Source organism: Flagellimonas meridianipacifica, assembly GCF_003001695.1.
In the GTDB taxonomy this organism is placed as follows: Bacteria; Bacteroidota; Bacteroidia; order Flavobacteriales; family Flavobacteriaceae; genus Flagellimonas; species Flagellimonas meridianipacifica.
Genome location: NZ_PVYX01000002.1, coordinates 318303 through 330790, shown reverse-complemented (window position 1 = coordinate 330790; position 12488 = coordinate 318303). Strand labels below are relative to the sequence as shown.

11 protein-coding genes are annotated in these 12488 nt (G+C 40.1%); 10 read left to right on the top strand and 1 reads right to left on the bottom strand.

From position 1 onward, the window contains the following. Window positions 1-109 precede the first annotated feature (109 nt). The 10 genes from folE to CLV81_RS11225 all read left to right on the top strand — a co-directional run bounded on the left by folE (window position 110) and on the right by CLV81_RS11225 (window position 9352). Window positions 110-790 (top strand): GTP cyclohydrolase I FolE, encoded by a 681-nt coding sequence (gene folE / locus CLV81_RS11270; protein WP_106145231.1) that lies wholly within the window; start codon window positions 110-112, stop codon window positions 788-790. A 14-nt stretch (window positions 791-804) separates the two neighbouring features. Next, entirely contained in the window at window positions 805-2286 is a 1482-nt protein-coding gene (cysS, locus tag CLV81_RS11265; protein ID WP_106145230.1) for a cysteine--tRNA ligase, read from the top strand. A 41-nt stretch (window positions 2287-2327) separates the two neighbouring features. Beyond that, entirely contained in the window at window positions 2328-2555 is a 228-nt protein-coding gene (yidD, locus tag CLV81_RS11260) for a membrane protein insertion efficiency factor YidD (RefSeq protein WP_106145229.1), read from the top strand. Between the two features lie 114 nt (window positions 2556-2669). Continuing rightward, window positions 2670-3632: a prolipoprotein diacylglyceryl transferase gene (gene lgt, locus CLV81_RS11255; protein WP_106145228.1), complete on the top strand. Its 963-nt coding sequence runs from the start codon at window positions 2670-2672 to the stop codon at window positions 3630-3632. A 10-nt stretch (window positions 3633-3642) separates the two neighbouring features. Beyond that, complete coding sequence (locus CLV81_RS11250; protein ID WP_106145227.1) at window positions 3643-4125, top strand: DUF192 domain-containing protein; 483 nt, start codon at window positions 3643-3645, stop codon at window positions 4123-4125. Next, window positions 4126-4650: a GNAT family N-acetyltransferase gene (locus CLV81_RS11245; protein ID WP_106145226.1), complete on the top strand. Its 525-nt coding sequence runs from the start codon at window positions 4126-4128 to the stop codon at window positions 4648-4650. Between the two features lie 39 nt (window positions 4651-4689). Further along, entirely contained in the window at window positions 4690-5937 is a 1248-nt protein-coding gene (locus CLV81_RS11240) for an ATP-binding cassette domain-containing protein (RefSeq protein WP_106145225.1), read from the top strand. Window positions 5938-6011: 74 nt separating this feature from the next. Then, on the top strand, window positions 6012-7481 hold the full coding sequence (locus tag CLV81_RS11235; protein WP_106145224.1) for a glycosyltransferase: 1470 nt from the start codon (window positions 6012-6014) through the stop codon (window positions 7479-7481). A gap of 72 nt (window positions 7482-7553) precedes the next feature. After that, window positions 7554-9023 (top strand): pyridoxal phosphate-dependent decarboxylase family protein, encoded by a 1470-nt coding sequence (locus tag CLV81_RS11230; protein ID WP_106145223.1) that lies wholly within the window; start codon window positions 7554-7556, stop codon window positions 9021-9023. A 2-nt stretch (window positions 9024-9025) separates the two neighbouring features. Beyond that, window positions 9026-9352 carry a hypothetical protein gene (locus CLV81_RS11225; RefSeq protein ID WP_106145222.1) on the top strand — a complete coding sequence of 109 codons (327 nt, stop codon included), beginning with the start codon at window positions 9026-9028 and terminating at the stop codon, window positions 9350-9352. A 47-nt stretch (window positions 9353-9399) separates the two neighbouring features. Here the strand turns inward: CLV81_RS11225 and secDF are convergent, their stop codons facing one another. Then, on the bottom strand, window positions 9400-12366 hold the full coding sequence (gene secDF, locus CLV81_RS11220) for a protein translocase subunit SecDF (RefSeq protein WP_106145221.1): 2967 nt from the start codon (window positions 12364-12366) through the stop codon (window positions 9400-9402). Window positions 12367-12488: the final 122 nt, after the last annotated feature.

The following is a 12488-nucleotide window of genomic DNA, read 5'->3' as shown; positions in this document are numbered from 1 at the left end:
AGCGTATTACATTGCTTCAGCTTAACAATAATTTATAGATGCTAAGGTAGGCTTCCAGACCTGACATAGGCGTTTATTACATATCTTTGCACCCTTGAAGAAAAAACAAATGAAACTAGAACAGGCCTTGGAAGAGCAATACGAAGAACGAGGGGATGGACACATAGGTTCCGCTTCGGAAACTCCAATACGGGAGGATGCTTTTGCGTTGAGCGATCAAGAGAAAATAGAAAAGATACAGGAAAATGTAAGGGACATTATGCAAACTCTTGGCCTCGATTTGACGGATGATAGCCTCAGTGGCACCCCAAAAAGGGTGGCAAAGATGTTCGTAAAGGAGATTTTTGGGGGATTACATCCCGACAGAAAGCCCAAGTCTTCCACCTTTGAAAACAAATACAAATACGGAGAAATGTTAGTGGAAAAGAACATTGTGGTCTATTCCACTTGTGAACACCACCTTCTTCCCATAGTAGGACGTGCCCATGTAGCTTATATTTCAAATGGAAGGGTTGTGGGTCTCTCTAAAATGAATCGTATCGTGGATTACTATGCCAAGCGTCCACAGGTCCAAGAACGTATGAACATCCAGATTGTCAAAGAACTACAACGTGTTCTGGGTACGGAAGATGTAGCCTGCGTAATTGACGCCAAGCATCTATGCGTAAATTCAAGAGGAATTCGAGATATAGAAAGTAGCACCGTTACTGCCGAATACGGCGGTAAATTCAAGGAAGAATCCGTACGTCGCGAGTTTTTGGATTACATCAACCTGGATACCGAGTTTTAACTTCAACCAAATCCATGCAGCTTTATAAAAATCAACAGTTAAAAGTTCACAACTCTCTTACCGGAAAAAAGGAAAATTTCAAACCTATAAATGAAGGCCATATTGGCATGTATGTTTGTGGCCCTACGGTTTATAGTAATGTGCACCTAGGTAACTGCCGCACTTTTATGTCTTTCGATATGATGTTCCGGTATTTTAAACATCTGGGATATAAAGTTAGATATGTTAGAAACATAACGGATGCCGGGCATTTGGAAAATGATGCAGATGAGGGTGAGGATAAAATTGCAAAAAAAGCAAAACTGGAACAGATTGAACCTATGGAAGTGGTTCAGCGTTACACTGTTGATTTCCATAATACCTTAAGACAATTCAATTTTTTACCTCCAAGCATAGAACCCACCGCAACGGGGCACATCATTGAGCAAATTGAAATTATAAAGGAAATTCTGGAAAAGGGTTTTGCCTATGAAGTAAATGGCTCTGTGTATTTTGATGTACAAGAATTCAACAAAACACATGATTATGGTAAGCTAAGCGGAAGAAAGTTGGAAGACATGATTGCCAATACTCGCGAACTTACTGCCCAAAGTGAGAAAAAAAATCCTCAGGACTTTGCACTTTGGAAAAGAGCTGATGAGCAACATATCATGCGATGGCCTTCACCCTGGGGAGACGGGTTCCCAGGATGGCATTTGGAATGTACCGCCATGAGCACAAAGTATTTGGGTGAAACCTTTGATATTCATGGAGGCGGAATGGATTTAAAATTTCCTCACCATGAATGCGAGATAGCTCAAGCCGAAGCATGTTGCGGCAAATCTCCAGTGAATTATTGGCTACATGCCAATATGCTAACCCTTAATGGGAAAAAAATGTCCAAGTCCACCGGTAATAATGTGTATCCACACGAGATATTTAGTGGAGACAATGATTTACTAAGTAAGGCATATGCCCCGGCTGTGGTACGCTTTTTTATGATGCAGGCCCACTACTCCAGTATTTTGGATTTAAGTGACGATGCCCTTCAAGCATCTGAAAAAGGATATTACCGACTTATGGAGGCTATTTCCGTTTTGGAAAAATTAGATAAGAGTACAAAATCAGATTTTGACGTTCAAGTATGGCAACAAAAATGTTATGATGCAATGAATGATGATTTCAATACTCCAATCTTAATTGCTCAACTATTTGACGCTGTAAAACATATTAATCAAATAAAAGAAGGTAAAGAATCGATAACCAAGGAAGATTTGGCATTGATGACCAGTACTTTCCAAATTTTTGTAAACGATGTTTTGGGCATTGAACTTATTGCCCAGTCCAATGAGGATTCCAACACCTTGAATGGAGTGATGGATTTATTGATTGACCTAAGGAATCAGGCTAGGGCCAACAAAGACTTTAAAACTTCCGATAAGATTAGGGACGAACTTACTAGTTTGGGTATCCAACTGAAGGATGGTAAGGATGGAACGACTTTTAGTTTAAAATAACTGATGGGTATTAATGGCATTTTGCTTGTAAATCAAAAAAAATGACCTTAAAAAAGGTTCTTATTGCTCCTTTCGTTTTTCTGGTGCGCGCCTATCAGTTACTTATTTCACCTTATACCCCTGCTACTTGCAGATATTCACCCACTTGTTCAGCCTACACTCTGGAAGCCCTTAAAAAACATGGCCTTTTCAAAGGAGGGTGGCTGTCATTAAAAAGAATATTCAGTTGTCATCCCTGGGGAGGCAAGGGATATGACCCGGTTCCTTAAGTCAACTAAAGAATAATTCCTTATTTCTGAAGGTATATTTACATAATGGTAAAAAACCGTAAATCGAGCTTTCCAACCATTCAAAGTGGTTATCTTAGTCCAAAATTTTAACCTATGTTTTTTCTAGGCTTTAATTGGAATCCTGACGATACTCTGCTCAAACTCGGTTTCATTCAAATCAAATATTACAACCTGCTTTGGATTGCAGCTTTTGTTGCCGGTTGGTTCCTTATGAAAAAGATATTCAAGAAGGAAGACAAGTCTATGGAAAAATTGGACTCCCTATTTATCTATTCTGTGGTTTCCATTATGTTGGGAGCACGATTGGGCCATGTCTTCTTCTATGATTGGGATTACTACAAGGACCACTTGATTGAAATTCTTTTACCCATTCGTGAAAGTGCCAATGAGTCCCTCTTTGGTATCATCAATGGTTATGAATTTACAGGATTTACGGGCCTAGCTAGCCATGGGGCCACCATAGCCGCCATAATAGGTATTTGGCTGTATTGCAGAAAGTGGAAAGACATAAAAATGCTTTGGCTATTGGACAGAATGGTTGTAGTATCTGCCATTGGCGCCTGTTTTGTTCGCTTGGGCAATTTTTTCAATTCAGAAATCAATGGAAAAGTCGTAGATGGTTCTTTTGCCTTGGCGACTCGCTTTATACGAGATTCTGACGACATGCCCGCATACAAGGCAATGTCATTGACCAGTGAAAAAACTCCAAGCGCTGCCTATAAGGCCATTGAAACAAATCCTGATTTTGCCAGTGTTTTGGAAACTATCCCCTATCGTCATCCTGCACAATTGTATGAGGCCGTGGGGTATCTCATTCTTTTTATCATTTTGTATCAGTTGTATTGGAAAACGGACAAAGGAAACAAAGTAGGATTCCTATTTGGACTTTTTATGGTAGGTTTATGGACCATTAGATTCTTTGTCGAATTTGTCAAAAAGAGTCAAGGTGGTTTTGAAGATTCTCTTGGAGATTTGCTCTCCACAGGCCAGTGGTTAAGCATTCCCATGATTCTTCTTGGACTGTACTTTATGTTCAGACCCACCAAAGCAACTTAAGCCGATTTTTATGCGAAGTGTCTTAAAGTCTATTTTGATTGTTCTACTGTTTTTCGCTTCCTGTAAGACTGAAAACAAACAGGAAATTAAAACCGAATCCATTGCATTCACCAAGGAAGGGCAGCTTACCATTACCCAAAGCGAATCAGGAAAAGTACTTGCTCAGTTGGATATTGAAATTGCGGATACGGAATATGAAACCCAAACTGGATTGATGTACCGGGAAAGCATGGAAGATTCCCAGGGGATGCTTTTCGTTTTTAAAGAAGCCGCGGAGCATTCTTTTTACATGAAAAACACCCAATTTTCTTTGGACATTATTTACATTGACGAGAACCTTAAAATTGCCAGCTTTCAAAAAAACACAACCCCGTTTGATGAAAGCAGCCTGCCTTCAGGTGTTCCGGTACAATATGTTTTGGAGGTAAAGGGAGGATTATCCGATGTCTGGGGACTTAAAGTTGGAGATAGTATTGCATTCAACAAGATATAAATGCAAAATTATCTTCTAGAAGGACAGTCAACGGATAGGTTGCTATTTAGAAAGGTGGTTCCTGCCGATTTTGATGTGTGGCTTCCCTTTCACGAGGAGCCTCTATCATCCCAATATTGGGAAGGTTTACCCTCCAATCCCAAAGTGGCCTGCCAACAACAATTTGACCGTATTTTTGAACGCTACGAGCATAATTTGGGAGGAATGAACGCACTTGTTCTAAAGGAAAACTCCAAAATGGTTGGTCTTTGTGGACTTTTGGTTCAAACCATTGACAACAATGAAGAGGTAGAAATTGGGTACTCCATATTACCGGATTATTGGCGTAAGGGACTTGCATTTGAAGCCGCACAAAAATGTAAAAACCATGCTTTTGGTAATAATCTGGTTGAATCGCTTATTTCCATTATTCATATTGATAACGTGCCTTCCCAAAAAGTAGCCATTAAAAATGGGATGAAATTGGATAAAACTACGAGCTATAGAGATAATCCAGTTCATATTTTTAGGGTGAATCAGTCATAATCGCTACTTTCATTATTTAAGTTTTTTCTTCAGAAGAGTATGCCTAGACACTATGCCATTTTTGTGGATAACCAATCGCAAATAGAACAGTTGGCATTCCAAATTCAAAAGGGCATTCCTGAAGAATACTTTGGGGATTTGTCATCGAAAAAAGGTGCGATTTTTTCAAATACCGAAATTGAACGCTTTATTTGGGAAGAAGAACAACACGATTTAAGGGAACTTGCAACCAAAAGACCTCAACCGCTCCGGTCGCTGAGTAGTGGTGAGCGAAAAAAGGCTTTGTTAGAACATGTTCTGGGTCAGAACCTTGATTTCTTAGTTTTGGTCAATCCTTTCGATAATCTGGATGTTGCGTTCCAAAAAGAACTACGGAAAAGTCTACATACCATTTCAGAATCTGTGAAACTTATTCAACTGTTGAATAGAGCTGAAGATATACTTTCAGATACAAATCTCCTTTTAGCCTTTTCTAAAGGTGAGTTTTTACCACTTGAGAATACTGAAGCATTAAAGTCTTTGACCAAAAAAGATAATTCCAATGCATTGGGAGATATTCCTCCGCCTTTGCATGAAAATAATTCCATTTTGGAAGAGAAATTGGTTGAGTTCAAAAATGTCACGGTAAGCTATGACCAACGATGTATTCTCAAAAAAATCAATTGGACTATCCGGAAAAATGAATTCTGGCAACTCATCGGGCCCAATGGCAGTGGAAAAACTACTTTATTGACTCTAATGACCGGGGACAATCATAAAGGATATGGCCAAGACCTGACCTTGTTTGGAAGAAAAAAAGGTAGTGGGGAAAGCGTTTGGGACATTAAAGAACATATCGGATACTTCACTCCCTCGATGATTGACCAATTCAGAGGATACCATAAAGTAATACATATGATTGTGTCCGGGTTACATGATTCGGTAGGGCTTTACCAAGAACCTACGGATGCAGAATTGAGATTGGCTATGTCTTGGCTTCATGTTATCCAATTGGAGCATAAAAAAAATGTTCAGTTCAGGGAGCTGAGCAATGGAGAAAAACGACTCGTGATGTTATCACGCGCAATGATAAAACATCCACCTCTTTTAATTTTGGATGAACCCACCGCTGGACTGGATGATAAAAATGCAGCTTTCTTTGTGGACTTGGTAAACAGAATTGCAAAGCAAAGCACCTCTACCCTTGTTTTTGTTTCGCATCGGGTTGAAAAGAATCTCGATCCCATGTCCGTTCTAGAACTTATCCCTTCAGTAAATGGTTCATCTGGAATAACAAAGAAACCATAAACTATGACTTCTGCTCTGTTTAGTCTCCGGGTTTTTCCTATCTTAAAGGAAAACCAACAGACAAACGTTACAGTATGCAAAAGATTCAGGTAAAACCCGGTGCCAAACTTAACGATTATAAAGCCTATGGTTCCCTTTACTCTTTGGTCCTAAACTTTCTTGAGCAGACCAAAGATGCCATTGCCTCAATTGAAGGGAAAACCATTTGGATGATCAATTCCACAGCTATCGGTGGAGGGGTTGCTGAAATGCTTCCCAGTCAAATGCGTATCCTTCGTGAACTCGGAGTTTCCATAGAATGGTTGGTTATTGAAGCCAAGGAAGATGCGTTTTTCGACCTCACTAAACGAATTCACAATGCTATACATGGAAGTGGTGACGGGAAATTTACCGAGGCAGATAGGGAAGTCTACGAGGCCGTAAACAAGCAGAACCTTACAAAAGCGTTGGAACTTATTAATGATGGTGATATTGTGGTAGTGCATGACCCCCAGCCCATGCCCTTGGCTGCAATGATTAAAAAAATAAAAAAGGTACCTATTATTTGGCGTTGTCATATTGGACTGGAAGAAGATACTGAGGTCACTGATTCGGTTTGGAAATTTTTATCTCTCTACACGGATGATTACGACCATTTTATTTTTAGTTTACCGGCTTATGTGCCAAAATCATTAAAAAGCAAGACTAGTATTATCCCGCCAGCCATCGACCCTTTAAGTCATAAAAACAGGGCGCTCCAATTGCATAAATCCATTGGTATTCTGTATCAATCAGGCATAACCGATGATCATGAGGCAATTTTATACCATCGCTATAATCATTTAGTTAGAAGAATATTACCCGATGGTTCCTTTGGACCACCAAACCAGACCAGTAAACTTAATCTCATATATCGCCCCTTCGTAACAGAGATTTCGAGATGGGATAGATTAAAAGGCTTTAAGGAATTGATGGATGCTTTCATCAAAATGAAAAAAGACAATCTAAAGCATGGAGACCCTGAAAGTCTTGAATACAAAAGAATCAAAATGACTTTATTGGTCATGGGTGGTCCAGACCCCGCTTTTGTTTCCGATGATCCAGAAGGTCAAGAGGTTCTGAGGGAGCTTACGGAAGCCTACCAAGAATTGGATAGGGATATGCAAAATGACATTGCCATTTTATTGCTTCCCCTAGACAATCCCAAGGAAAATGCACTGATAGTCAATGCGCTCCAACGTGCATCCAGTATTATTGTTCAAAATTCCATTCAAGAAGGTTTTGGATTAACCGCTACCGAAGGTATGTGGAAAAGAAAACCACTACTGGTTTCTGCAGCCGCTGGACTAAAGTTTCAGGTAGAGCATCGAAAAACAGGATTGATAAATGAAGATCCCACGGACATTGAAAGTCTTTCGAAAGCCCTTGCTTATATGCTCAATCATCCTAAAGAAAGAGATAAATGGGGGTTTAATGGGCAGTCCAGAGTTATTCAGAATTTTACACTTTTCAGCCAGTTGATTTCTTGGTTGGAGGTTTTTGCCAAAGTCAAAGAACATGCTTAAAAAGACCCATTATCTTTAATGGCTTGAAAATCCAATTACCCGTATCTTTAAATCTCATTTGATAACAAAACTATGAGCGAAGAGACCCTTGATTTTTCGAATGGTGAATTCAAACAGCTTTTGAATCAAAGCAGTGAACTGGTCCTAAGGCAATTTGAAAATATTCATAACCAAAAAGGATACAACGACCATCCACAAAAAGAAGTAGAACAGTGGTTTGATGAAGAACTTCCTGAAGAAGGTTTAGACCCTTCAAAACTTCTGGATGAGGTAGAAACCAAAGTGCTTAATACGGCAACAGGCAACTTAGGACCTCACATGTACGCATACGTAATGTCAGGAGGGAACCAAATGGCTATTATTGCCGAAAAGTTGGCCAATACCATTAACCAAAATCAGACGAAGTGGCATTTGGCTCCAGCCATGAACGAGATTGAAAAACGTGTAATTCGTTGGACCGCTCAGATGTTGGGATTCCCAATGGATTCCGGTGGAGTTTTGGTGAGCGGAGGCTCCGCAGCGAACCTGACCGGATTAACCGTGGGAAGAAATGTCTTCTTCGAAAAAGAAGGAATTCGGAAAACAGGACTCTTTGGGATGAAACCCTTTGTGGTTTACGCATCGGAAGAAGTCCATAGCTGTGTGGATAAAAGCGTTGAGCTTTTAGGCATCGGTACAAACCATTTGCGAAAAATCACAACGAATGCTTCATTTCAAATAGACTTGGAAAAATTGGAAAATCAAATTAAGGTTGATTTGGCCCAAGGTCTGCAGCCCTTTTGCATCATAGGGAATGCAGGAACCGTAAATACGGGAGCGATTGATGATTTGGAAAGCCTATCCAAACTGGCAAAACAATATGATATGTGGTTTCACGTAGATGGAGCCTATGGGGCATTAGCAGCATTATTGGACGATTTGAAACTGGAATATAAGGGTATGGAGCTCGCAGATTCCATTGCCATCGACTTTCATAAATGGCTCTACCAGCCCTTTGAAGGAGGATGTACGTTAGTCCGAAATTGGGATAATCTACGTAGGACTTATTATAAGAAAGCTGCGTATTTGGATACCGAGCTGGCTAACGATGGAAATCGCTTGGAATACAATGAGCATTATTTCCAGTTATCACGAAACGCGAAGGCATTCAAGGTATGGATGAGCATAAAAGCCTATGGCATGAAAAGGTTAAGGGCCATGATACAAAAGGATATTGACCTGACGGATTACCTTAATGAACAGGTAAAAAAATCAGAAGACTTTGAACTGGTCGCCGATTCCAAATTAGCAGTTTCCTGTTTCAGGTACGTTGGAAACATGGAATCAAAAGAAGAGATTGTCCAGTTTAACCGTCTACTGATGCCCGAACTAGAAAAAGATGGTCGCGTGTTTATTATGGGAACCCAACTCAAGGGGGATTATGCCATCCGTGCTTGTTTTATCAACCATAGAAAATCGGAAGAGACCACGGACTACCTCCTGCAAGTCATCCGAGAGGTTGCAGAAAAAATGATTGTTCAAAAAAAGCAATTAATCGCATAGTAATGACAAGGGAAGAGGTAATACAAATACTGGATGAGGTGGTAGCAAAAAATCCCAATTTTGAAAGAAAGGGAAAAACCATGCCCTATACTTCGGCAAATGGACATATGTTTTCCCAAGTTAACAAGGCGGGGGAATTAGGCATTCGATTATCTAAAACGGATACCGAGGACTTTGATGCCAACTACGGAGCAAATCCGTTTTTATCCTATGGAGCCACCATGCGCGAGTATGTCCTGATTCCTCAGAATCTTCTTCAGGACAAAGACCTGATAGGTACCTGGTTACAAAAAGGATATGAACATGTAATGTCCCTTCCTCCAAAATAAAAAAGGCCGCTTAAAGCGGCCTTTTTTATATCAATTTTATCAAAATCTTAGGCCGTAGCCAAAGAACCTATTTTCTTTTTCAGGGCATCAAACATGATTGGGGTTGCGATAAATACCGACGAATAGGTACCAACCAATACTCCAATAATCATTGCAAACATAAATCCTCTCAAACTTTCACCACCAAAAACGAAGATAGCCAAAAGTACTATCAAAGTAGTAAGGGAGGTATTCAATGTTCTACTCAAAGTACTGTTCAACGCTTGGTTGATGTTTTCACCATTGTTCCATCCTTTCAAAGTCACAATTTCCCGGATACGGTCAAACACAACCACGGTATCGTTCAAGGAGTATCCAATTACAGTAAGGATTGCTGCGATAAAGGCTTGGTCAATTTCCATATTGAAAGGCATGATTTTACCTGTCAATGAGAATATACCCAATACAATCATTACATCGTGGAATACCGCAATAACAGCTCCCAAAGAAAACTGCCACTTTCTAAAACGGAACAAGATATACAAAAACACTACCGCCAAAGAACCAATGATGGCCAAAAAGGCATTCTTTTTAATATCATCCGCGATTGTTGGTCCAACTTTTACAGATTGTAAAACACCTATGGATTTCTCCGAAGCACCTACCGTGAAGTCTTCAAAAGATGTTCCATCTGGTAAATACTTTTGAAGTGAGGTATATAGCTTATTCTGGATTTCCGCATCTACTTCAATACCTTCTACGTCCACTTTATAAGGTGTAGTGACTTTTATTTGATTCGCTTCCCCAAAGGTTTTCACATTGGTTCCGCTTCCAAAAACAGTATTCAGTTCCGAAGTAATCTCAGAAGGATTAACCGCCTTTTCAAAACGAATTTGATAAGAACGACCTCCCACAAAATCCACACCTTGCTGAAGCCCTGTGGTGAATAAAGAGAAAGCTCCTACTCCAACTAAAATAGCCGAGATGACATAGGCAATCTTTCTTTTTCCCAAGAAATTGATGCTGAGATTTTTAAAGAGCCCCTTGGTTACAGGTGTGGAGAACTCCAAGCTTCTTCCCTTTTTGGAGATATAGGAATCCACCATTAAACGTGTAATGAAAATTGCCGTGAACAAGGAAGTAACAATACCTATTAAAAGGGTTGTTGCAAAACCTTTAATGGGTCCGGAACCAAAAATGAATAGAATAATAGCTGTAAGACCCGTAGTAATGTTGGCATCCAAAATGGAAGATAACGCATTGCTAAATCCATCGGCAACGGCTTGTGCCTTCCCTTTTCCACGCGCCAATTCTTCTTTGATTCTTTCAAAAATAAGAACATTGGCATCCACTGACATACCGATAGTCAATACAATACCCGCAATACCAGGTAAAGTAAGTACTGCACCAAGACTGGTCAATACGCCAAAAATCAGAACTATGTTGAAAATCAAGGCGATGTCAGCAAAAATACCTGCTTTGCCATAGTAGAAAATCATCCATAACAAGACAAAGCCCATAGCAATCATGAAGGACATAAAACCACTATCAATGGCTTCCTGACCCAAAGATGGTCCAACCACCTCAGATTGAATTATTTCCGCAGAAGCAGGAAGTTTACCTGCTCTTAATACATTAGCAATATCCTTCGTTTCATTTACGGTAAACGTACCCGTAATCTCAGAACGACCACCTGAAATAGGTCCTGTGGAAACTCCGGGAGCGGTGTATACTTTATTATCAAGAACTATGGCAATACCGGTTTGGTTATTGAAAGCGTCCCCTGTCAACTTCTCCCATTCCTTCGCACCTCGGGTATTCATCGTCATGCTTACCGCAGGCTTATTGAACTGGTCGAAAGTATCTTGTGCATCTGAAACAACGTCGCCACTGATACGTGGCACTGCATCTCTATTGGACTTTAATGCGTAAAGTTCAGCTACCTCAACATCTTTTGCTGGTCTCTCCCAGAGGAATTTTGCAAACTGTACGTCATTCGGTAACAACCTTCTTATTTGTGGCATTCTTAAATACCCTCCTATTTCAGCGGTATCGCTGACCAATGCTCTTGCAATGGCATGGCTCCCTGGGCTCGCAGGAATTAATTTGCTCAATAATGGATTTACCTCCGGAGTCAAATCCAATGAATCCTGGGCAACATCAGATAATAACGAGTCAATCTCAGATTCAGGTTTTGAAACCTCTTCTTCCTGCTCTTCTGGCTCCAGAATTTCTTTTAAGCGCTCATTTGCATTAACGAAAAATTGACCTAAACTTTGATTGCTTTGAGGATACGTTTCCCAAAACTCCAATTGTGCCGTACTTGAAAGAAGCTCCTGGGCTCTTGCAATGTCCCGAGCGCCTGGTAATTCAACCAAAATACGTCCAGAATTTCCCTCTCTTTGGATATTGGGTTGTGTAACTCCAAAACCATCTATACGTTCTCGTAATACTTCAAAAGCGGAGACAATGGATTCATCAATCTTTCTTCGAATTACCGGTTTTACTTGGTCATCCGTCATTTGAAAATTGATATCATCACTCAGTCCCTTGTTGGCAAAAATGTCGGGAGATGCCAATTTGGTTTCTCCTTTAATATTATCAAATGCCTCGAAGAAGAGTTCCAGATAGGTATTATCACTATTTTTTGAAGCGGTATCGGCATCAGCCAATGCCCTATTGAATACAGGATTTTTGGTGTTATTGGCCAATCCTTTAAGGATATCCTTTACCGAAATCTGAAGGGTCACATTGATACCTCCTTTAAGGTCGAGACCCTTGTTCAGTTCCTTAGTTTTGGCGTCTTCGTAGCTCGTGAATCCGAAAACAGATGCAGGCCCGATAGAATCCAAATACGATGCTTCTAAAGCCTCACGCTTAGCTACATAGTCCTCCTCTGCTTCCGAAATTTGGCTAATGGCATACGTTTCAGCATCGCCCTCCAGTTTACTTGTGATAAACGTAAAGGAAAGCTGATAGATACTTACCACACCAAAAAGGATTGCGAAAAGCCTTATAAGTCCTTTATTTTGCATTGATTACTAAAATTTTAGAAGTTTTCTTAAACAGCGTGCAAATATATCATTTCCAATAAGATTTGCCAATAGAAATTATGGGAATTGCAACGCCCCCTGCTCTAGGAAGGTGTTAAAATAAA